The sequence below is a fragment of the Cupriavidus gilardii genome (assembly GCF_017598945.1).
Taxonomy (GTDB): Bacteria; Pseudomonadota; Gammaproteobacteria; order Burkholderiales; family Burkholderiaceae; genus Cupriavidus; species Cupriavidus gilardii_E.
The window spans coordinates 1-19771 of the sequence record NZ_JAGFTW010000057.1; the positions used below are offsets into that span (position 1 = coordinate 1).

General features: G+C 66.0%; 16 protein-coding genes. 6 read left to right on the top strand and 10 right to left on the bottom strand.

Annotated elements, in window-relative coordinates; translation table 11 throughout:
* Positions 1-106: 106 nt before the first annotated feature.
* A complete protein-coding gene (locus J5T34_RS20725) occupies positions 107-1081 on the bottom strand; it encodes a Bug family tripartite tricarboxylate transporter substrate binding protein (protein ID WP_208582623.1) in 975 nt (324 codons plus the stop codon).
* A gap of 405 nt (positions 1082-1486) precedes the next feature.
* Here J5T34_RS20725 and J5T34_RS20730 point away from each other — a divergent pair, with 405 nt between their 5' ends.
* Positions 1487-2653: an Rpn family recombination-promoting nuclease/putative transposase gene (locus J5T34_RS20730; protein WP_208582625.1), complete on the top strand. Its 1167-nt coding sequence runs from the start codon at positions 1487-1489 to the stop codon at positions 2651-2653.
* A 51-nt stretch (positions 2654-2704) separates the two neighbouring features.
* On the top strand, positions 2705-2977 hold the full coding sequence (locus J5T34_RS20735; protein WP_208582627.1) for a hypothetical protein: 273 nt from the start codon (positions 2705-2707) through the stop codon (positions 2975-2977).
* A 143-nt stretch (positions 2978-3120) separates the two neighbouring features.
* Here J5T34_RS20735 and J5T34_RS20740 read toward each other — a convergent pair whose 3' ends face one another.
* From J5T34_RS20740 to J5T34_RS20755, 4 genes are all read right to left on the bottom strand, one after another.
* Complete coding sequence (locus J5T34_RS20740) at positions 3121-4890, bottom strand: tannase/feruloyl esterase family alpha/beta hydrolase (RefSeq protein WP_208582635.1); 1770 nt, start codon at positions 4888-4890, stop codon at positions 3121-3123.
* A gap of 191 nt (positions 4891-5081) precedes the next feature.
* Positions 5082-5966 carry a metal-dependent hydrolase gene (locus tag J5T34_RS20745; RefSeq protein WP_208582637.1) on the bottom strand — a complete coding sequence of 295 codons (885 nt, stop codon included), beginning with the start codon at positions 5964-5966 and terminating at the stop codon, positions 5082-5084.
* A gap of 269 nt (positions 5967-6235) precedes the next feature.
* Positions 6236-8542: a xanthine dehydrogenase family protein molybdopterin-binding subunit gene (locus tag J5T34_RS20750; RefSeq protein WP_208582701.1), complete on the bottom strand. Its 2307-nt coding sequence runs from the start codon at positions 8540-8542 to the stop codon at positions 6236-6238.
* 29 nt (positions 8543-8571) lie between these two features.
* Entirely contained in the window at positions 8572-9042 is a 471-nt protein-coding gene (locus tag J5T34_RS20755; RefSeq protein WP_006576107.1) for a (2Fe-2S)-binding protein, read from the bottom strand.
* A 257-nt stretch (positions 9043-9299) separates the two neighbouring features.
* Between J5T34_RS20755 and J5T34_RS20760 the strand changes: the two genes are divergently transcribed.
* A complete protein-coding gene (locus J5T34_RS20760; protein ID WP_208582639.1) occupies positions 9300-10190 on the top strand; it encodes a LysR family transcriptional regulator in 891 nt (296 codons plus the stop codon).
* 69 nt (positions 10191-10259) lie between these two features.
* On the opposite strand, the gene J5T34_RS20765 is transcribed toward J5T34_RS20760, so the two are convergent.
* From J5T34_RS20765 to J5T34_RS20780, 4 genes are all read right to left on the bottom strand, one after another.
* Positions 10260-10721, bottom strand: a complete 462-nt coding sequence (locus J5T34_RS20765; protein ID WP_217435517.1) for a RidA family protein — start codon at positions 10719-10721, stop codon at positions 10260-10262.
* A 32-nt stretch (positions 10722-10753) separates the two neighbouring features.
* Positions 10754-12205, bottom strand: a complete 1452-nt coding sequence (locus tag J5T34_RS20770) for an aminotransferase class V-fold PLP-dependent enzyme (protein WP_208582642.1) — start codon at positions 12203-12205, stop codon at positions 10754-10756.
* A 240-nt stretch (positions 12206-12445) separates the two neighbouring features.
* Complete coding sequence (locus J5T34_RS20775) at positions 12446-13117, bottom strand: response regulator (RefSeq protein WP_208582644.1); 672 nt, start codon at positions 13115-13117, stop codon at positions 12446-12448.
* Positions 13114-14667 carry a cache domain-containing protein gene (locus J5T34_RS20780; RefSeq protein ID WP_244259115.1) on the bottom strand — a complete coding sequence of 518 codons (1554 nt, stop codon included), beginning with the start codon at positions 14665-14667 and terminating at the stop codon, positions 13114-13116. The genes J5T34_RS20775 and J5T34_RS20780 overlap by 4 nt, the downstream gene beginning before the upstream one ends.
* Positions 14668-15207: 540 nt before the next feature.
* Between J5T34_RS20780 and J5T34_RS20785 the strand changes: the two genes are divergently transcribed.
* Together J5T34_RS20785 and J5T34_RS20790 are read left to right on the top strand one after the other, a co-directional pair.
* A complete protein-coding gene (locus tag J5T34_RS20785) occupies positions 15208-15873 on the top strand; it encodes a response regulator transcription factor (RefSeq protein ID WP_208582705.1) in 666 nt (221 codons plus the stop codon).
* Positions 15870-17252, top strand: a complete 1383-nt coding sequence (locus J5T34_RS20790) for a sensor histidine kinase (RefSeq protein ID WP_208582646.1) — start codon at positions 15870-15872, stop codon at positions 17250-17252. The genes J5T34_RS20785 and J5T34_RS20790 overlap by 4 nt, the downstream gene beginning before the upstream one ends.
* 12 nt (positions 17253-17264) lie before the next feature.
* On the opposite strand, the gene J5T34_RS20795 is transcribed toward J5T34_RS20790, so the two are convergent.
* The gene (locus J5T34_RS20795) at positions 17265-18062 is read right to left on the bottom strand and encodes a MipA/OmpV family protein (protein WP_208582648.1); all 798 of its coding nucleotides are present in this window, start codon (positions 18060-18062) and stop codon (positions 17265-17267) included.
* 419 nt (positions 18063-18481) lie between these two features.
* On the opposite strand from J5T34_RS20795, the gene J5T34_RS20800 reads away from it, so the two are divergent.
* Positions 18482-19738 (top strand): phosphatidylserine decarboxylase family protein, encoded by a 1257-nt coding sequence (locus J5T34_RS20800; RefSeq protein WP_208582650.1) that lies wholly within the window; start codon positions 18482-18484, stop codon positions 19736-19738.
* Positions 19739-19771 lie beyond the last annotated feature (33 nt).

The following is a 19771-nucleotide window of genomic DNA, read 5'->3' on the forward strand; positions in this document are numbered from 1 at the left end:
GGGTGAGGCGGGGTGGCGGGGGTTGGGCCATCGGTGCCGCCGGCGAAGCGGCGGCACCGTGATCATGCAGGCGTGGGAGATACGCCTGGCGAGGTGGCGCTGCCGGTTATTCCACCGTCGCGCCCGATTCCTGCACGATGGTCTTCCACTTCTTGTAGTCGGACTGGACCAGATCGGCGAACTGTTTCTGCGACATCACCTTCGGCTCGGCGCCCTGTTCGTGGATGGCCTGGATCATCGCCGGCGTGGCGAGCTGCTTGTTCACTTCAGCTGCAAGCTTGTCCACCACATCGCGGGGCGTCTTCGCCGGGGCGAAGATGCCGTACCACGTGCTGACGTCGACCTGCTTGTAGCCGCTTTCGGCCAGCGTCGGCACGTCGGGCAGCGAGGTGCTGCGCGTGGCCGAGGTCACCGCCAGCGCGCGCAGCTTGCCGGCCTTGATCTGCGCCATCGCCGACGGCACCGAGGCGACCATCAGGTCGACGTTGCCCGCGATGGCATCCATCATCGCGGCGTTCGAACCCTTGTATGGGACGTGCAGCAGCTTGATGCCGGCGGCCTGGCTGAAGATTTCCGCGGCCAGGTGAATCGTGGTGCCGTTGCCCGGCGAGCCGTATTTGATCGAGCCGGGCGCGCGCTTGGCGGCCGCCACCACGTCGGCGACGTTCTTGAACGGCGAATTGGCCGGCGCGACGATCATGATCGGGGTATAGGCGACATGGGTCACCGCCACCAGGTCCTTGGTCGGGTCGTACTTGACCGTCTTGTAGAGCCACGGGGCCACGATCAGGTTGTCCTTCTGGCCCATCACCAGCTCATAGCCATTGGGCGTGGCCCGTACGGCTTCGGCGATGCCGATGGTGCCGCCGGCGCCGGGGCGATTGTCCGGCACCACGGTCCATTTGGCGCTCTGGGTCAGCTGATTGGCGACGAGGCGGGACAGGATGTCGGTGCCCCCGCCCGGGGGAAACGGGATCACCAACCGAATCGGCTTGGCAGGCCAGGCAGCGGTGTCGGCCTGGACCGGTGCGACAGCGGCCATGCCGCAGGCCGCCAGAAGGGCGAGCAACGCCTTCTTCATTGTCTGTCTCCTGTTTTGCGATGTCCCGAACCAGTCGTTTTGCTGGCTTGTCGCGGCCGGATGGCGCCGGTCCCGCTGGGCTGGTGCAAGTCTAGAGGGCGGGAGTGGAGCGGGCGAAGTCATATTTTCAGAGACCAGATATGCGTTTTCAAAATAGCGGAGGTTACCACTAACGTGGATCGGGGGCTCAGCGAGGGCGCGCGGGCCGCCGATTCGATCGGTCTGAGGGCGCTCTGAACGTGATCGGGTATCGCGACACTGTGCAGCGCATGCGGGGAGGGAGCGCGCTCCCTATAGAGGTCACCGCTTGTTAAAACCCCGCCATTTCTGGCAAGCGTTGTAGCCGATCGGCTGGCAACTTATGGGGACGTCGTTCCCGTTCCAAGCCCAGCTCCCCCTTGCCATATGAACCCCTATCTCGACCACTCTGTTGCCCGCTATCCCGTCCGCGGTTTCAGCCGCGATCTCGCCTGCTATCCCGCTCGACTATCTGCGCGCTGTTCGGTAGCAGGTTCCGAAGAGCCGGCTTCGGACGGCTATTCGACCCTGCGCCCTTTTCCCGATCCCATATGCCTCCGGATAGCCGAACCCGGGGACACAACGGACGGTGGTCGCGCGGCGGCGAACGGCCGCGACCACGATGCCTCATACAAGCTGGTGTTCTCGTTCCGCGAGGTCGTGCGCGACCTGATACACGGTTTCATTGGCGACCCCTGGCTGCGCTCGCTGGACTGGAATTCCCTGGAGCCGGTGCCGGGAAGCTATGTGTCGGACCGCCTTCGTTACGGCATCAACGATGTGGTCTGGCGCATCGAGGTGGCGGGGCAGGAGCAGCCGCTCTACTTGCTGATCGAATTTCAAAGCCGGATCGATACCGACATGGCGGCGCGCATGCTGGCCTACGTCGGCATGTTCTACCGCGATGCGAGCCGCCGACGTGACCGTCGACGTGGCAGCCGGCGCGCCACAAAGTATCCCGCGGTGCTGCCGATCGTGCTCTACAACGGCAGCAGACCATGGCGCGCGAATACCGAAATAGCGGCGATGATTTCGCCCCTGCCGCAGTCCATGGCGAGTCACCAGCCGCGTCTGAACTATTGCCTGATCGACCGTACTCGCTACACGGATTCCCAATTGGCGGCGATGCGGAATCTGGTGGCGGTGCTGATGCGATTCGAACGGGCTCAGAACATCGAAGCGATGCTCGAACCATTGCGGCTGGCGAGGGAATTGACAGCACACAATGCCGCCCTCGATCAAGCAATGACCGCGTGGTTCGCTGCTCTGACCCCGAACGCTTTGCATTTAACGGAAGTACATAACCTGAAGGAGCTGGAAATGGAAATGTCAGCACGATTCGACCGGTGGGCGCAGCAGTATACGAAGAAGGGGATCGAGAAGGGGGTTCACATCGGCAAGGCCGAATCCCTGCAAAAGCTCCTGCGGCATCGATTCGGCCCATTGTCCTCACACGTTATCGCCAAGCTTGACGCCGCTTCAACGGCTCAACTGGAGGCCTGGCAGGACAGAGCCCTGGAGGCGCAGTGCCTGGAGGACGTGTTTCGCCCGTGACGCTTGCAATGGCGGACCCCGATGGCTTTGCATCTAACGGAGGTACATAACTTGACGGATCTGAAAAAGGAAATGACGGCACGATTTCACCGGTGGGCTCGGGAGTATGCGGAGAAGGAGATCGAGAAGGGAATCGAGCAGGGGATCGAGAAGGGGATTCACATCGCCAATGCCGAATCCCTGCAAAAGCTCCTGCGACATCGATTCGGCCCATTGTCCACCCATATTCTCGCCAAGCTGGACGCCGCTTCAACGGCTCAGCTGGAGGCCTGGCAGGACAGGGCCCTGGAGGCGCAGTGCCTGGACGACGTGTTTCGGCCGTGACGCATGCAATGGCGGGCAGGTCGGGCTTCTAGAGTTTGACGAGCCACACGCGGCGTGGACCGGCCCGGCCTCGCTGTTACCCGAGGCCGGCCCTTTCAAGCGCGAGGCCGTTCCGAACGGATCCTCGCGCTATTTCCCATTGGCTATTGCGTGACGCAGCTGAAGCTCGCGGCCACGTTGATGTCACCGCCTCCGTTGTACCGCGGCCAGCTCGGGTACGGGCACAGCGGGCGCGTGCGACCCGGCACGCCGACCGTATCGGCGACCACCTGTGCCGGCGGTTCGGTGCCTTTTTCCACCCAGTTTTCCAGCGCGGTCAGCGAATCCCAGGCCGCATTGAACACGGTGCTGGCGGCGTGCCCATAGCCGGGGATTTCGTAGTAGCGCATGAACTGCGCGACCCGGTCCGCGCCCATGGTGGCGCGGACGCGCTCGTAATATTGGGCCGTCGCCCGCGAGCTGACCAGCACGTCGGCATTGCCATGGGCCATCAGGATCTTGCCGCCCTTGGCAGCGAACGCGCTCAGGTCCGTCTTGTTGATGTCCTGCAGTGCGGTCAGTTCGCTGACGCGAGACTGCCAGGGGCCCGGGTTCTCCGGGTCCAGCGACAGCGAATTGAAGTTGGGATCGCGCGTGACGAAGAAGCGGACCCACTGGTCCCAGAACACCGCGAAATACGGCGCCGTGGCAGGCATTGGCGTCGCGGGCGGGTCGAGATTGAGCGCGAGCGCGATCACCGTCGCCTGCACGGGCGACGGGCCCGACATGCCAAGGTCCGCTCCCCATACGTTGAAGCCCGGGTACTGCGTCTCGCCGCTGCCAAGCGGATACGCGAACTGGATCGGCGCGTTGTAGACCTTCAGCGCCGCGATCTGCGGATCGGACAGGCAGTTGTCGCCGGTATCGCCGCCGCCCGCGCAGCGAAGCGGCGCGCCGTTCAACGTCGCGGTCGCCGGATCGAAACTGGCGTTGCACGCCGCGACATTGCTGATGAGCCCGTCCTGCACGCCGTCGAGCGTATCGCAGGCCTGCAGCGAGGCGTCATAGAGTGCGCGACGTTTGGCGGCATTGGGATAGGCCCCTGGCTGCGCCAGCGCGCGCGTGATGCGGCCAAACGCCAGATCCAGCGTCGCGGCGTTCCACGCGGGGTAGAGCACGATGGCGCCGTTCCAATCGTCGGGCCAGCGCTGGACCACGGCGAGCGCCTCCCGCCCGCCCGTGGAGCCGCCCGCAAAGTACGCCCTGCGCGGCCCTTCGGTCGCGTAGCGGGCCTTGATCAGGTGCAGCGCGGTGTCGCGGGTCTTCTTCAACGCGTCGCTGGCAAAGTTGCGCAAGGCCTCGTCGTTGACGCCGAACGAGCCATCCCGGCTGCCCAATGCGCCGGCCTGATGGCCGGAGTCGCTGGCGAAGGTGGCATAGCCGCGCCCCAGCGGCGTGGGCTGGTCCGCGGGTCCGGCGGGCACATTGCCTTGCGGCGACGGAATCGTGCCGTTGTAGCCGCCGCCGCCGAACATCATGATCTTGTTGTTCCAGTTGGTCGGAAGATTGAGCTGGAAGCGAATATTCGGCGCATTGGGATCGACCGGCCGGATCTGGCCGAGCACCCGGCAATACTCGCCGGTCGCCTGCGCCCCGCTGCCGGCCGCCGGTACCACGGTCGCCTCGGTGACCACCGCACCTGAAGTGGGCAGCCCGATTGCCGCGGCCGGTACTTCGACGCTCGCCATTTCCGGGCAGGTTTTGGGCTTGGCGGCACTGGGTGGAGGCTTGTGTTCGTGATCGTCGCCGCCGCAGGCGGAGAGGGTCAGGACGATGCCGGCCAGCAGCGCACCAGAGACGGTGCGGACCGGATTGTCAGCGTGGCGTGTGCCGCGGCGCGGGTCCGGCAAAATTTCCGTGTTGGTATCCTGCATGCTTTGTCTCCCATGTCGATATTCCGCCTTGGCGCTGGGCCGGCCTTGGCAAGGCCGTCAGGCCACGCAAGGAGGCGGCCAATCGACCATAGGAGGCGCAGCGCGATGCGTCAATCACGGAGATGGCTGATGGCTCGTCACGCGGCCGCCATCGGATCGCGGGGACAGTGCAGGCGAAGAGCGCCGGCCCCTCAGAAGTCGACCTTCTGCCCCGGCTCCGGCACGATGATCCGGGTCGCTTCCGTGGCGCCCAGCGCCGCGGTAAATTCCGCCGGCGTGCCGCGCAACATGGGATTGGTCAGGTAGTGAATGGGGATCGCGTATTTCGGCCGAATCATCTCGCGCACGGCGATCGCCGCCTCGCGCGGCCCCATGGTGAAGTGCCCGCCGATCGGGATCAGCACCAGATCGGGTTTGTAGAGCTCCCCGATCAGCCGCATGTCGGCGAACAGGCCGGTATCGCCCATATGCCAGATGCGAAAGCCGTTCTCCAGCTCGATGATGTAGCCCACCGGCTCGCCGCCGTAGTGAACCTCTTCCTTGCCCGAGCCCGGGTTCTTCCATACCAGCTCGGAAGAGTGTTCGGCATGCACGGCAGTGATCTTCGGACCGTTCGGACCGAAAGGCGTCACCGTGCCGCTCTTGCCGAACCGCTGCGACAGATTGGCGGGCACCATACCGAGGCTGACGAGCGTCTGGCCCATGCCGCCGCCGTTGTAGATCGGCGCGTTATGCATCTTCGCCAGCGCGGGCGCATCGCCGAGATGATCGCCGTGGGCGTGGGTGACGAGGATCAGATCGACCTTGCCGAGCGCCTGCAGTTGCTTGAAGGGGGCCGGTGTCTTCGGGTTGCCCGTCAGCCAGGGATCGATCACGATCACCTTGCCGCCTGGTGTCGTGATACGCGTGGCGGCCTGGCCCAGCCACAGCACCTCGGTCTTGCCGGCGGCCGTCTGGCCTGCGGCGGCCGGTGCGGGTCCCGGTACGGAAGCGGCCGGGGTGGTGGGCGCGTTGGCTGCGCAGCCGACGAGCAGCGTCAGCAGGGCAGCGAGCAGCAGCGGGCGGGCTTGAGGCATGGCTTCCTCCGGGGCGTCGGTGTGCGTCACAACGGTGGGCAGCCGCCGAAGGGTTTCGATGCCGCTCGATGCCGACGCGGGTGAATCAGGCGGATGCAAGGGCGAGTATTGGCACAGCGGGGAACAGTGTCAACCGGCGATATCCTCAGGTCGGCAGCGAGTTCGCGTTCCGGCTGCCGCTGGCGGCAAGGTCGCGCTACGGCAAAGAAAACGGGCACAACGCGATCGGCCTTGCGCCCGTCTATTCGGCAGAAGCCAGTGCGCCGCCGCTAGGCGACGGTGCGCACCGGCAGCGAACGAATACGCTTGCCGGTCGCCGCAAAAATCGCGTTGCACAGCGCCGGTGCAACCGGCGGCACCGGCGGCTCGCCCACCCCGCCGGGCGGCACGTCGTGGCTGCCGTTGACCAGGTGAGTGCGGATCACGCGCGGCGAGGCGTGGTGGCGCAGCACCTCGTAGTCGTGGAAGTTGCTCTGCTTGACGCGCCCCTTCTCGAAGCTGATCTCGCTGGACAGCGCCAGACTCAGGCCCATGATCGCGCCGCCTTCCAGCTGCGAGCGGATGCGCTCCGGATTGATCTGCGGGCCGCAATCCATCGCCATGTCGACGGCCACGACCTGCACCTCGCCCTTGGCATTGACCGCGACCTCGACGACCGCGGCCGTGTAGCTCATGAAGCTGTAGCAGAAGGCCAGCCCGAGCCCATGTCCACGCGGCAGCTTGCGGCCCCAGCGGGCGCCGCGCGTGGCGGCCTCGATCACGTCGCGCAGCCGGCCGGTGTCATACGGGTAGCGCTCCGGCGATTCGGTGTAGTTCCAGCTGTCCGCCATGCTGCGCGGATCGATCTTGCGTGCCGGGCCGATCAGCTCGAGCGCGAACTGCTTGTGATCCTTGCCGGCGCGATGGGCCAGCTCGGCAATGAAGCACTGGGCCGCAAACGCGTGCGGGATGTTGGACACCGAGCGGAACCAGCCGATGCGGGCGTGGGCCTCGACCTCGGCGGTTTCGACGCGAACGTTCGGAATCCGGTACGGCATGTTGATGGCCGACATCCCCAGTTCGAACGGCTGCTGGCCCTTCGCACCCGCCGTGAACAGCGAGCCGATGGTCGGGGCGGCGCTGCGGTGCAGCCACGTCTGCGGCCGTCCGTCCTTGCCGACCACCGCTTCGAGCCGCTCTACCGAGACGGTGTGCAGATAGTCGTGATGGATATCGTCCTCGCGCGTCCATACCAGCTTGACCGGGGTACCCGGCATGGCCTGCGCCACGATCGCGGCCTCGTCGACGAAGTCGGGCTTGGACTTGCGGCCGAAGCCGCCGCCCAGCAGCAGCACGTTGACGCGCACGTCCTTGGGCTCGAGCTTGAGCCGCTTGGCCACCGCCGTCTGCGCGGCGACCGGATTCTGGACCGACGTCCACACCTCGGCCGTCTTGCCGCTGACGCGCACGGTCGCTACGGGCGGCTCCATCGAGGCGTGGGCCAGATGGGGGACGTAGTACTCGGCGGCGTAGCGCTCGGCCTCGGCGCTTTTGCTCCAGGCCGCCGCCGCATCGCCTTCGTTGCGCACCACCTTGCCGGGACGCCGTGCAGCCTCTTCCAGCGTGCGGCGATAGGCGACCGAGTCATAGCCGGCATTGGGACCATCGTCCCAGTCGATTTCCAACGCGGCCCGGCCTTGCATCGCCGCCCACGTATTGCGCGCCACCACGGCGACCCCGCCCAGCGGCTGGAAGGCCGGTGCGCCGCTGAACGCCGGGATTTCCACGACCTTCAGCACGCCGGGAACGGCCAGTGCCTTCTCTGCACGGACGGCGCGCACCTTGCCGCCGACCACCGGGGGCCGCGCCACCACGGCATAGACCATATTGGGCAGGCGCACGTCCATGCCGTAGGTGGCCTGGCCCTTGCCGATCGCTTCGAGGTCGACCAGCCGCACGCGATCCTTGCCGATGTAGCGGAACTGGTCGGGCGTCTTGAGCTTGAGCGTGCCTTCCGCCGGGACCGGCTGCTTCGCGGCATCCCCAGCCAGTTCGCCATAGGGCAGGCGCCGGCCCGTCGGCAGGTGAATCACCTCGTGCCGTTGCGCGCGGACCTCGCCGACCGGGACCGACCATCGCGCCGCCGCCGTGGCTTCGAGCATCTGCCGTGCCGCCGCGCCGACGCGCCGCATCGGCATCAGGAAATGCCGCACGCTGCGGGAGCCGTCGACGTTCTGGTTGCCGTAGCGCGTTTCGTTGGCCTCGGCCTGAACCACCTTTACCCGGTCCCAGTTCGCCTCCATCTCGTCGGCGACGACCATCGGCAGGCTGGTTCGCACGCCGGTGCCCATCTCGGCGCGGTGCGCGACGATGGTCACCGTGCCATCTGCGGCGATCGAGACGAACACCAGCGGGTCGGACACCGTGCCGCCGGGCATCGAATCGGCGCCGTATTTTTTTGGCGCGTCGTCGTCCGCGTATGCGAGTCCGATGACCCCATTGGCGCCCACCGCCAGCGACAGCGTGCCGAGCGCGGTGCCCTGCAGGAAGCCGCGGCGGGACAGGTTCGGTGCCGCGACCGCGCCGCGTTGCGACATCTCGTCGTTGGCCATCACGTGCTTGCCCATCACTTGCCTCCCTTGGCCAGTTCGCCGGCAGCCTGCTTGATCGCCGCACGGATGCGGGGATAGGTGCCGCAGCGGCAGATATTGCCGCTCATCGCTTCGTCGATCTGGCGCTCGTTCGGCGCGGGCGTGGCCTTCAGCAGGCTGACCGCCGACATGATCTGGCCGGCCTGGCAATAGCCGCACTGCGCCACGTTGTTCTCGACCCAGGCCTTCTGCACCACGCGGCCGACGCGGTCGGCTTCCACGCCTTCGATCGTTGTGATAGCGTGCCCGTCCGCCGCGGAGACCGCGGTAATGCAGGCGCGAATCGGCGAGCCGTCCATATGCACCGTGCAGGCGCCGCACAGTGCCATGCCGCAGCCGAATTTGGTGCCGGTCATGCCGAGTTCGTCGCGCAATACCCACAGCAGCGGGGTATCGCCCGGAACGTCGATTTCCTTGATCTGGCCATTGAGTTGGAGGCGTGCCATGGCGGAATAGAGGTCGGTGGGGTAGGGTTCGAGGGAATTTGTTATTGCTCGATGGAAGCGCGGGGCTCTACGGCATGCGGGCCGCGTGGGCCGATTGCGCTCCGGCGCAATGATATTCGCTTATGCCGCTTCGTGCATCGGGCACAATCGGCAAGCACTGATGCACCGTATTCATGAATACGATGCCGTGCCGGAAGCACCAAAACGGTGACTGCACGGCATGATTCCCAACGTTAGCGACAGCAAGGTCCGCCGCCATGGCACGCGATAACATCAACGACATTCTGGCCTTTCTGGCCGTTGCCCGCGAACGCAGCTTCACGCGCGCGGCCGCGAAGCTCGGCCTTTCCCAATCGGCGCTCAGCCATACCGTCCGCGCGCTGGAGACACGCCTGGGCGTGCGCCTGCTGACGCGGACCACGCGCAGCGTGTCGCCGACCGAGGCCGGCGAACGATTGATCCAGACCGTCGGGCCGAAGCTCGAAGAAATCGAGACCGAGATTTCGGCGGTGCGGGAACTGGGCGACAAGCCGATCGGGACCGTGCGCATCACGGCCATCGACCATGTCATCGACCATGTTCTGGTGCCGCGTCTGGCAGGACTGCTGCAGGCCTATCCGGACCTGCGGGTCGAGATGAGCTCGGACTACCGGCTGGTCGATATCGCGGCCGAGCAGTACGACATCGGCGTGCGGTGGGGCGATCAGGTTGCCAAGGACATGATTGCCGTACGGCTGACGCCGCCGGTGCAGACGATGATCGTCGGCTCGCCGGACTACTTCGCGGCCCACGGCGTGCCAGGTTCGCCCGAAGACCTGCTCCGGCACAACTGCATCACGCTGAGGCTGAGCGGCGGCGGCCTGTACGCCTGGGAACTGCGCCACAAACGGCGCGACGTGCAGGTCCGCGTCAGCGGCCAGTCCACCTTCAACAGCGCCTGCCAGATGGTCGAGGCGGCGGCGCGCGGTTATGGACTGGCATTCGTCACAGATGGCCTGGCCGAGCCCTATCTGCGCGACGGGCGGCTGCGCAGCGTGATGGCGGGCCACTGCCCGAAGTTTCCGGGGCTGTTCGCTTACTATCCGAACCGGCGCAATGCCTCGAAGGCGTTGAAGCTGGTGATCGAGGCGATCCGGTATCGCGATTGAAGCGGGCAACGACACAACGGGGCGCGACTTGCGCCGCGCCCCGCCGATCTGCCCTTACCGTACGGCCCTTCAAGGCTTGACCGCGATCGCTCCGATTTCGACCGCCACATCGCGCGGCAGCCTGGCCACCTGCACCGTCGCGCGGGCCGGTGTGACGCCGGTGAAGTAGGTCCCGTAGACCTCGTTCATCTTGGCGAAGTCGTTCAGGTCCTTCATGTACACGGTGGTCGAGACGACGTTGGCCATCGTCATCCCGTCCGCCGCCAGCACCGCCTTCAGGTTGTCGAGCACCAGCCGGGTCTGCGCCTCGATCGGCGCGTCCTTCAGCAGTTCTCCCGTCTTCGGATGAATCGGGATCTGGCCGGCGAGGTACAGCACATTGCCGGCACGGACCGCCTGCGAGTAGGGGCCGATGGCCTTGGGCGCATCGGGGGACGAGACGGCGCGCAGCGCGCCGCCTTGCTGGGCGCAGGCCGACAGCGATGCCACGCCGCAGAGCGTGGCGGCAATCAAAGCGATCGATCGTTTCATGGGCTGACTCTTGTTGGAGGGAAAGGGGTCGGTTACGCCATGGCGCCGGACAGATTCCACATCGAGTCCACCAGCCGGTCGATGTCGTTGGCGTCGTGCCACAGATGCGTCGAGATGCGGATGCCGTAGTGCTGCGCCGGCGCGCCGATCACCTCGAAGTTGACCGAGCGGATCACGAAGCCCGGCGAGAAGTCGCTCAGCATGCGGTTGACGAACGTCGTGGCCTTCTGCTGGTTCATCGCGTCGTCGCGGTTGCGGAACGGATTGAAGCAGGTCAGCGCCGACACCAGCTTCGGATCGTCCTTCGGCGAGTACAGCGAATCGATGCCCCAGCGTTCGACGATCTTTTCCTTCAGGTAGGCCGACAGCGTCAGATCGTAGGTTTCGATCTTCTTTCTGCCGATCGAATCCCACATCTCGCAGGCTCGCGCCAGCGCCCTGAACATCGGCACGTGCAGGCTGCCGCAGGAGGTCACCGTGGCCGCGATGTCATAGGCGCCGCGCGGCTGCTGCCGGGCGTAGGAACTGGTATGGATCGGGAACCAGTCGGGCAGCGGCAGCGGATTCGACGCGCGCATCTTGTTGCGGATCACCAGGATGCCGGTCGAACCGGGGCCGCACTGCCACTTGTGGCCGGCGCCGGACATGAAGTCCATGCCGAGCGCGCCATAGTCGTACGCCATCATGCCGGGCAGGTGGGCGCCGTCGACGATGCTGATCAGGCCGTGGGCCTTGACCACTTCCATCAGATCGGCGATCGGCAGCATGGTGCCGGTCTTGTAGGTCGGCGACGACCACATCATCGCGCGTACCCGCTTGCCCTGTCCCTTCAACGCCCGGATCCGTTCGTCGAACAGCTGGACATAGGTGCTGGCGCTCTGGCGATTGCCGGTCGGCAGCGCAATCATCGACACCTCGATGCCGTAGCGGTCCACCGCGATATTGAGCGGCGTCAGCCCGCCGCCATGCTCGTGGTTGGTGGTCACCACCACATCGCCCGGCTCCCACTTGATGCCAAGAATCGCGTGGCACATGCCCGACGAGGTATTGGCCGAGAAGGCGAGCTCGTCGCGATCGACACCGAAGCCCTTGGCCACGGCCTCGCGCAGGTCGGCGAGGTTGCCATAGCCGCTGGACGAATCGGCCGCCTTGGCGAAGTTCTCCTGTTCGAAGGTATCGAGGACGACCTGCGGCATCGAGCCGCCGGTGCCGATGTTCATGTAGACCTTCTCGGGCTTGAGCACGAACATGCCCTGGACCTGCGCCCAGAAGGCTTCGTCCTGCGTCAGCTGCGAGCGCAGGTCGGACGCCTGCGCCGACGCGTCGTTCGAGCACGCGCTGATCAAGGGTCCGAGGGCCAGCGAGCCGGCACCGTAGGCCAGCATGCGTAGAAATTCGCGCCGCTTGGGCGTCCACGTCGCCAGGTCCTCCGCCTGCAATTGCGTCGCGACAGCCGGTCTCTGCGTTTGCTTCAGCTCGTCCATGGTGCTCTCTCCCAGTTTCATCCACGATCGGCGCGTCGGCGCGTCCGCGTGTTCGCACGCATGGCGCCGGTTCCCCAAAAAAAGTCTACGCAAACTACGGTCCCAGCATCAGGACGACTTTCCCCTACGCAGTAATACCGAGAGCGCGTTTTTCGGGCATGCACAAGGGCGATGCGCAAGCGATCTTGCGCAGTGCAAACGGCACCATCACGGGGATGGCACCGCAACAAGAGAGGATCGTCAGCAGTCCGCCGCTAATGCCTCGTCGGCCAATCCGATCGCATGCAGATCGGAGAAATGAACCGCGTACTTGACGAGCTCGGCGCGTCCACCGACCTGCAGCTTGCGCCGTACATGCAGACGGTGTGTCTCGACCGTGCGTACCGAGGTGCCGAGCCGTTCGGCGATCTCCTTGTTGGAGTAGCCCTCGGCCACCAGCTTCAGCACCGTGGCTTCCTTGGGCGTCAGCGTCCGGCGCGACGAAGCAGGCGGCTCGTCGGTCTGCAGGAACGCCTGCAATTCGGGGTTCAGGTAAGTGCCGCCGGCAGCCACCGTGCGAATCGCGGTGACGAGCTCGTGCGCGGGCGCTTCCTTGAGGACGTAGGCGGCGATCCCCAGCGCGAAGGCACGGCGCACGTACTCCGGGTCCTTGTGCATCGACAGAGCGACGACCCGTATCGACGGAAACCGCTCGGCAAAGCGCGTGGCAAGCTGCAGGCCATTGGCGTCGGGCATGTGGATGTCTGAGACAACCAGATCGGGCTGCCGCTGCGCGGCCAGCGCGATGGCGTCCTCCACGTTGGACGCCTCGCCGACCACCGTCATCTCTCCGGTCGCCTCCAGACGCAGACGAACGCCGTCGAGCACAAAGGGATGGTCATCGACGAGCAGGACACGAAGGTTCGAGGTCATGCAGCAGGGCTCCTTGCAAGCGGGGCGGTGGCCTGGATGTCGGCCCGGATGTCGGCGTGATGGTCGGTCAGGCGATCGGTCTGGATCCGGGGCTCGATGGGGCGCAACGTCAGGCGCGCCGCGACGCGCGTGCCGTCGGGTCCGGTATGGATCGCGAAGTCGCTGTCCTCCAGGCTTTCGATCCGTTCGCGCATATTGCGCAGGCCGATGCCGCCCTGGCGGTCGGCCCGCACCTTCTTCAGATCGAAGCCGCGGCCGTTGTCCTCGATCGTCAGCTCGACATGGCGGTCGGTGCCGGTCAGCGCAATCTGCACCCAGCCGGCATGGGCGTGAGTCAGGGCGTTGTTCAAGGCTTCCTGTGCGACGCGAAACAGCGCTGTGGCCTGGCCTTCGGACAGCGCCGGGATCGGCCCTTGCTCGGTGAAGCGCAGATCGACAGGGCACTGCGGCCGCAGCTGTTCAACCAGCATGCGCAGCGCGGCGGCCAGGCCAAGGTCGCTCAGCAAGGCCGGATGCAGGCCATGCGACACGCGCCGGATCTCGATCAGCGCCTCCTGCAGGCGGCCCAGGCCCTGCGCCAGCAGTTCCTGCGGGGCGTGGCGGCGCGCTGGCGGCGGGTCCCGGTTCGGGTCCTGTCCTGGGTCTTGTCTCGGGTCCAGTTTCCCGTCGCGTTTCTGGTCCTGCTCCAGATGGACCTGCGCCGTCTCCAGCAGGTACTTGGACGACACCAGCACCTGCACCACGCCGTCGTGCAGCTCGCGTGCAACGCGGGCGCGCTCCTCTTCCTGCGAACTGACCACCCGCCGCGCCAGGCGCCGCAGCTTCTCTCCCGAAATCCGCGAGTTGTGCAGGTTCAAGGCCAGGCCGCCGAGGCTGATCAGCATGATCGATCCCAGCGCGAAGGCGCTGATCCGTATCTGCGTATCGCGCAGCGTGCGGGCGGCGTTGGCGTCGAATGCCGCCAGCTCGCGTTCGATGTCGTCCATGTAGAGGCCGGCGCCGAGGATCCATCCCCATTGCTCGGCCGTCCGCACATAGGACATCTTGGGCGCCTCGGTGCGGGAGGAGGGCTTGATCCAGTTGTATCGAACAATGCCGCCGCCGGAGCGCGCCTTGTTGATCAGCAACATGGCCTGGTCGCTGCCGGCATCGGCCGGATCGCAGAAATCGACGCCTTCGATTCCCATGCTGCCCGGGTTCAGCAGCACATTGCCGAGGCGGTCGTAAACAAAGAAGTAGCCGTCGTTGCCGAAGTGCATGCGGGACAGGGCGGCGAGCGCCTGCCGCTGCAGGTCCGCTTCCTCGCCGCTGCCGTGCGCGATACGGGTCAGCGTGGCGTGCCCGAGCTCGACGTAGTGACGCAGCTCCTTTTCCTTGCTGGCCACGTAGACCGCCTGTACCTGCTGCCGGTCCTGCCGAGAATGGCTGACCATCTGGTACGAGACCGCCCAGGTCACCAATACAAACACCACCAGCATGAAGGCGGCCGACAGCGCGACCGTCCGCATGCGGATCGTCAGGCTTTGCACACGTGGGGGCAAATGGATCATCGAGGGGGTGCCCAAGAGCCGGTCGTATTCGGGTTCGGCAACCTGACGGGATGGCCGCCGACGAAACACCGAGGCGGCGTCGAACAAGATGCCGACGCCGCCAAGACAAATCGATTCCTCCCAGTTCGATTTATCGAATCGGCCCGCTGCGCGAGTTCGGTGTCCGCGCTTTGTCAGGCTGATTCTCGACCCCTCGTGCCCATCGACGAAAAGGCTGTTCGGTCGATAAGCAAGAGGAAAACTATGCCGTTTTCTTGCAAAAGGCAAGCGGCGTGCCGAAGTGGGGCGTATGCCCTGCGATGGATAACGCGCGGGGTACGGGGGACTACCTAGAACAATGCAGACATGCCCTGCGCGGGTGCGCACCGCATTAAGGGCTTACCCGTATTGAAGCCTGGTGTCGGCTAGAATCGCGCGGTGCCGGACCGCCTGCGGACCGCGGCCGATGGCCGCTTTATCGGCGTTAATGGAACCTTAATGTCCATTCGCCATGATCGCCCGCCTGGCGATTCTCGATTGGATTCTTGCATGACAGGCGTCATGGACTTGCTGCTGGTTGAAGACGATCCCATGCTGGCCGAAGCCATTTGCGATGGCGCTCGTCAGAACGGCTGGCATATCGATCATGCCGATGACGCCGCTGCGGCCCGCGCGGCGCTGGTGGACCATGCGTACTCGGCGGTCCTGCTGGATATCGGGCTGCCGGGCGAATCGGGCTTGACCGTCCTTCGGGCCATGCGCGCCGGCTACGACGTCACGCCCGTGCTGATGCTGACAGCGCGCGGGCAGTTGAGCGAGCGGATCGAAGGGCTCGATGCCGGTGCCGACGACTATCTCGTCAAGCCGTTCCAGATCGACGAACTGTGGGCCCGGGTCCGCGCGGTGATCCGGCGCAGCCAGGGCAGGGTGGTGCCGGTATTCAGCTGGGGCGAGATCGAGCTCGATCGCAGCCGCCGGCTGGTCACGCGGGCGGGCGCGCGCGTTCCGCTGAGCGCGCAGGAATACCGGACACTGCTGGCCTTGCTGGAACGGCCGGGCAGGGTCGTGACGCGCGAACACCTGGAGCGCGTGGTGTACGGCAATGCCGGCGCCATCGAAAGCAATACCATCGCCGTCTTCATCCATCAGTTGCGCCGCAAGCTCGGCGAGGGCCTGATCACGACGGTCCACGGACATGGCTACCTGATCGGCGAGGCCGGCGCATGAAGTCGCTGCAGGGCCGGCTGCTGGCGGTGATGGTCGGCGTCATCGTGCTGTGCTGGGTGGTGTCGCTGGCCGCGCTGATGGTCTATCTGCAGCACAGCCGTTCCAGCATCTGGGACGACAAGCTGCAGGCCTTCGCCGCCCGCATCGTGCGCGCACTGCCGGCGAACAAGAAGGCGTTCAATCTGGTCGGGCCCGGCCGGGAGGTGCGCGACGACGATGGCTCGCCCGAATTCGACCTCGTGATCCAGATATGGTCCCAGCAGAAGCTGCTGACCGTACAGAGCCCCCGTCCGCGCGCCCAGGCCAATACGCCGGCTGCCGCGCTGAAGCCCGACTTTATCGACGGCTTCGCCACGCGTGTCATCGACGGCGAACGCTGGCGCGTGTACGCGGTCTCCGACAGCACCGGCACCATGCAGGCGCAGGTAGGGATCCCGCACGAGGTCATCAATGCCGAGGTACGCGACGCCACGATGCAGGCGCTGCTGGCCAACAGCGTGCTGCTCGCACTGGTCGGCGTGCTGTTGTGGCACACCATGCGCCGTTCGCTGAAGCCCGTCGCGGCGCTGGAGCGGCTGGTGCGCGATCGGACGACGTTCGACCTGACACCGCTGCCGTCCACGTCTCTGCCGACCGAACTGCAACCGCTGGTGCAGTCGTTCAACCGCGTGCTGGCGCAGCTCGACCACGCCGTGGAGAGCGAGCGCCGTTTCATCGGGGACGCCGCGCACGAACTGCGCACGCCGTTGTCGGCGCTGCAGGCGCAGGTCGAAATCGCGCTTCGTGCCGCGACCGGCAAGGACAAGGACACGGCGCTGGAAAAGGTGCTGGCCACCGCCAAACGCACCACGCGGCTTTCCGAACAGCTGCTCGACCTTGCCCGTCTGAACGCCTGCGGCCAGGCGCCGCATGAGCCGGCGGACCTCGAAGATCTGGTGCTGCATGTGGTCAGCGAATTCGAGGTTCAGGCGGAACTGCAATCCCGCCAACTGTCCGTGCAAACCCGCGGTGGCCGCATCGCCTGCAATATCGACGAGATCGGCATCCTGCTGCGCAATCTCGTCGACAATGCGCTGCGCTACACGACGCCGGGCGGCCGCGTCCACATTGGCTGCGGCACCGCGAGCCACGACGCTGGCGGTCCCGTCTATCTGGAGGTCGCGGACGATGGCCCGGGCGTTCCGGAAGACGAACGCCAGGCGATCTTCCGGCGATTTCACCGCGCCAGCGGCAATCGCGTACGCGGCAGCGGCATCGGCCTGTCGCTGGTGGCGACCATTGCGCAATCGCATGGCGCGACCATCGAGACCGGCCCCGGTCTGGACGGGCGCGGCTTCCGCGTACGGGTCGCCTTCGCGCAGGCCGAGCCGATGTCTTGACGAGGCTGACGTTCAGAACCGGTACAGGTAGCCGACCTGCACGGTCGTCATATTGGAGCGGTCGACAATCGGGCTGTCCTTGATCGCCGAGCCCAGGCGCGTCGCGCTGACGTCCAGAAACAGCCCGTGATGCCGCGCGAGGCGGTAGTCGACCCGCAGGCCCGCACTGAAGTTGACCGTCGAATCGCCCTGATATTGCGGCCTGCCGATCCGTGCCTCCGATGCTCTGACGCCGTAGTAGTAGTCCACGTTCTCGGTGCTGAGCCATTGCGCCGATACGTGCGGCGTCAAGCGGAAATTGCCGTACTGAAAGCCGCGGCTGATCTGCAGGGTGGCCTTGTGGCCATCGGCGGAGCCGAGCCATTCGGCCGAGACATTGGCAATGTCGTTGTGCCAGATCGCGGCGCCGCCGAACCACAGCCTGGCGTTGCGGTCGGCCATGCCTTCGAGCGCCCCCGAGTCGGAGGCTTCATAGCCGTCGCTCAGACCGTAGCGCGTGCGCAGCCGGAACGATACGGGCCCCAGCGACGGCAGCTTCAGGTCTGCGCCGAGGCCGTACACATGCAGCCATCGGTTCTCGTACGACAGCACGGGAATCACCCGGTAATCCGTGCCGACATCGCGATAGGGCTTGCGCCGCGCCGCGGCGCCGACACCGAGGCCCCATTGCGATTCGCCGGGCTGGAGGGCGGCATCCGTGCCCTGTGCGCTTGCCTGTGGGGTCCACAGGCTTGCGAGCACGGCGATGGCCGCGGTGGCGGCCGGATATCGAAGAGCGGTTGCGCGGCGAAGGGGTAGGGTTCCGTTCATTGTTGATTCGTCAGGCGGGAGTGGATCGGAAGATCGGCAGGATGGGCGAGGGGGCGCGCCGGATTCGCGCGTGCCAGGGCAAGCGTCCGGCAACGCAGGCAAAGGCAGGGACCGTCTCTGGCGGATGCGGGGCTGCCGTCTGGCGCTGCGGACGTTGCGGGCGCGGACATCGCGGAACGAGGAGGAAGCATGGGAATCGGCACGAGCCACCTTGCTGTCACGGGGCGCCGAGGGCCGGCGTCCAACGGTGTCGATGGTGCCGATATCGGTTTAAGGAGTTATTAGCGCGGACACCCCAGGCAGCACAGGCACCCCAGGCAGCACAGGTAGAAGGCGTTTTGTCGGACGCGCACCGATGACATGCGCAGGCCGCGCTGCGCATACTGATCGGCATCATCCCCATCTTGCCCAGCAACACCATGCCTTCACAGAACGCGTCTTCTGCCCCGCTCGACCAGCGCAAGCGGCTGGGCAACTGGCTGCCCGCCGACGAATCGGCCGTGGCGGCGTTCCGGCTGCAGTTGTGCCGGCAGGCAAGGGAGCGCGCCAACGGCGGTCCCCGATCCGAAGCGGTACGTGCCATGCACACGCTGCTGCGCGACGACGCCACGCTGCGCATGGGCATGACGCGCGCGATCGAAGAGGCGATCGACGCGGGTTATGCACTGGGTTATCGCAATATCGACGAGCTGATGCAGGTCGTCGACTACCTGATGTCGTACGCGCCGCCATTCAGCGACAGCAGCCTGGTGGTGTGTCCCATCAATGCGGTCTTCGACTGGCCGATGTGCATGCCGTCCGGCTATGCGGTGTTTCGCCACCCGGTGTTCAACAAGCAGATGCGGCGCGTGCTGACGTCCTGGTCCGCGTTCCTCGGCGGTCCGCATTCCCGGGCGCATCTGAACACCAAATCCCCCGACGGCTGGTTCAGTCCGGAGGCGGACGCGAAGATCGGACTGTCGCAGTTCATCGCGCATCCCGAGCTGCCGTACTGGGGTTTTCTGTCCTGGAACGACTTCTTCACGCGGCGTTTTCGGGAGGGCGAGCGGCCCGTGGAGAGCGCCGACGACGACAAGATCATCGTCAGCCCGTGCGAGGCCAAGCCCTACGAATTGCGCCGCGACGTCAAGCTGGTCGACGATTTCTGGATCAAGTCGCAGCCGTACTCGCTGCGCGACATGGTCGGCCCTCACGAGGAAGCGCTGGCGCGCCGCTTCGTCGGCGGCACGGTCTATCAGGCCTTCCTGAACGCCTACAGCTATCACCGCTGGCATGCGCCGGTGCGCGGCACCGTCGTCAAGGCCTACAACCTGGCCGGCACCTACTATTCCAGCGCCGAGGCGCAGGGGCCCGACCCCGAGGGGCTCAACGATTCGCAGGGCTACACCACCGCGATGGCGACCCGCGCGGTGATCGTCATCGAGGCCGACGACCCCGCCATCGGGCAGATCGCCTGCGTGTTCGTCGGCATGGGCGAGGTGTCGTCGTGCATGATCGACGTGGTGCCCGGCCAGCGCGTCGCCAAGGGCGAGGAACTCGGCTACTTCCAGTACGGCGGCTCGACGATCTGCATGCTGTTCGAGCCGGGCAAGGTCGACGAGATCGTCTGGGATCCGGCGCGAATCGACGACCCGCCCATCGTCAAGGTCAACGCGCACCTTGCGACGGCACGATAGCGCCGTCGCTTGCGTGGAGCCGCTTTGTGGAGC

Excerpts from the sequence above, each read along its gene's own strand:
- J5T34_RS20780 (WP_244259115.1), bottom strand. The coding sequence starts at position 14,667 with ATGATCCATTTGCCCCCACGTGTGCAAAGCCTGACGATCCGCATGCGG.
- J5T34_RS20785 (WP_208582705.1), top strand. The coding sequence starts at position 15,208 with ATGGACTTGCTGCTGGTTGAAGACGATCCCATGCTGGCCGAAGCCATT.
- J5T34_RS20740 (WP_208582635.1), bottom strand. The coding sequence starts at position 4,890 with ATGCAGGATACCAACACGGAAATTTTGCCGGACCCGCGCCGCGGCACA.
- J5T34_RS20755 (WP_006576107.1), bottom strand. The coding sequence starts at position 9,042 with ATGGCACGCCTCCAACTCAATGGCCAGATCAAGGAAATCGACGTTCCG.
- J5T34_RS20750 (WP_208582701.1), bottom strand. The coding sequence starts at position 8,542 with ATGTCGCAACGCGGCGCGGTCGCGGCACCGAACCTGTCCCGCCGCGGC.
- J5T34_RS20775 (WP_208582644.1), bottom strand. The coding sequence starts at position 13,117 with ATGACCTCGAACCTTCGTGTCCTGCTCGTCGATGACCATCCCTTTGTG.
- J5T34_RS20765 (WP_217435517.1), bottom strand. The coding sequence starts at position 10,721 with ATGAAACGATCGATCGCTTTGATTGCCGCCACGCTCTGCGGCGTGGCA.
- J5T34_RS20800 (WP_208582650.1), top strand. The coding sequence starts at position 18,482 with ATGCCTTCACAGAACGCGTCTTCTGCCCCGCTCGACCAGCGCAAGCGG.
- J5T34_RS20725 (WP_208582623.1), bottom strand. The coding sequence starts at position 1,081 with ATGAAGAAGGCGTTGCTCGCCCTTCTGGCGGCCTGCGGCATGGCCGCT.
- J5T34_RS20760 (WP_208582639.1), top strand. The coding sequence starts at position 9,300 with ATGGCACGCGATAACATCAACGACATTCTGGCCTTTCTGGCCGTTGCC.
- J5T34_RS20770 (WP_208582642.1), bottom strand. The coding sequence starts at position 12,205 with ATGGACGAGCTGAAGCAAACGCAGAGACCGGCTGTCGCGACGCAATTG.
- J5T34_RS20745 (WP_208582637.1), bottom strand. The coding sequence starts at position 5,966 with ATGCCTCAAGCCCGCCCGCTGCTGCTCGCTGCCCTGCTGACGCTGCTC.
- J5T34_RS20790 (WP_208582646.1), top strand. The coding sequence starts at position 15,870 with ATGAAGTCGCTGCAGGGCCGGCTGCTGGCGGTGATGGTCGGCGTCATC.
- J5T34_RS20730 (WP_208582625.1), top strand. The coding sequence starts at position 1,487 with ATGAACCCCTATCTCGACCACTCTGTTGCCCGCTATCCCGTCCGCGGT.
- J5T34_RS20795 (WP_208582648.1), bottom strand. The coding sequence starts at position 18,062 with ATGAACGGAACCCTACCCCTTCGCCGCGCAACCGCTCTTCGATATCCG.